The sequence below is a fragment of the Paenibacillus sp. Y859 genome, assembly GCF_056786405.1.
Window position 1 is genome coordinate 1 of the sequence record NZ_JBXCIZ010000037.1, and the last position, 1,294, is coordinate 1,294.

A 1,294-nucleotide genomic window follows, 5' to 3' on the forward strand; every position below is an offset into this window, starting at 1 on the left:
AACAATCTTTGATCATCACTCGAGTTTTTGAGTAATTGGAGGGGCATATTTCCGTGTTGTCACTCTTGTTGCGACTAACGGGAAACGATAGTTGAATTATGGATGCATTTCGAAGAAGGTGCTGACATCTTATAAACAATGCATTTCTGCTTCGTCGCTGTCGCTCCTCGATCGCTAAGAGGAATTCCGGAGAAGTGGAATCAGGCGACACATTCAACTGGCTAAGTCTGACGACCGGGACCTACGGTCCTTAAGCCGCTTGAACGTCGTGAACACGGAAACGCCATGTGCAATTACTTGCAAGACTTATAGGGAGGGTTATTTCAAGAAGATGATATCATTTCTTTTATCGATTTTATTGTATCCATCTCCAAAAGTTGTATTTACTAATGATGAGATAGAACAATATGAGGAATTGGCTAAATCGGTTCATGAAGGGAATTTAATAGATTATCAATTACAATATTCAAAGTTCCGCTTTCTACAGTACTTATTAATAAAAGGGAATTTTGTGTTTCATGGTTCTAATAATCATAATATAAGATGCTTTGAACCTCGTGAACAAACGCTATACAATAATGAGAAAACAAACGCTGTATTTGCAACAACGGATCCGATATGGTCGATTTTCTATGCGATTTTTAATCGTAGCAGGTCGATAGGGAGCTTCCGCAATGGATGTATTGTTAACCGGCATAATAAGTATCATTTTTATTCAATAAACGAATCTACAATACTGAATAAACCTTGGACAGAAGGTATGTTATATATACTGCCTAAAGATAAATTTTATAGATCAGGTCAAGGGAAAACACATTTTGATGAATGGATCTGTCATGAAGCAGTAAGTTCGATAAGTAAGATGAGCGTATCATTGGAGGATTTTTATTATAAGGATAAAGTGGCAATTCATAAAGACAAAGAATCATTGTTAAGAACTTGGATGTTTTATAAAGTAAGAACATTGTTGGCAAATTCGAAGACGGCAAGTAAAAGTACATAACATTACAATTCTGCGTCGTCGCTGGCGCTCCTTGGTCGCTAACGAAGCAGTTTATTCAAGCGACACATTCAACCGGCTAAGTCTGACGACCCGGTGCTACGCACCTTAAGCCGCTTGAACGTCAGAAATGTGGGTACGTTATATGAAATATGGCACGTTTGTAAATTAGGACTCATTATGAGGTGCTGAATGAAAACTATCGGCCTAGTAAGACATTTTAGGGTCATACATTCAAGACCGCAGAAGACTTGGATGACTTCAATAGAGTTTGATGATTGGGTCTATGCTTAT

At 38.0% G+C, this 1,294-nt stretch carries 1 protein-coding gene; it reads left to right on the plus strand.

Translation table 11 applies throughout. The features are described 5' to 3' along the window. Nucleotides 1-331: 331 nt before the first annotated feature. A complete protein-coding gene (locus tag AC1TO8_RS23810) occupies nucleotides 332-1,003 on the plus strand; it encodes a hypothetical protein (protein ID WP_482058064.1) in 672 nt (223 codons plus the stop codon). Nucleotides 1,004-1,294 lie beyond the last annotated feature (291 nt).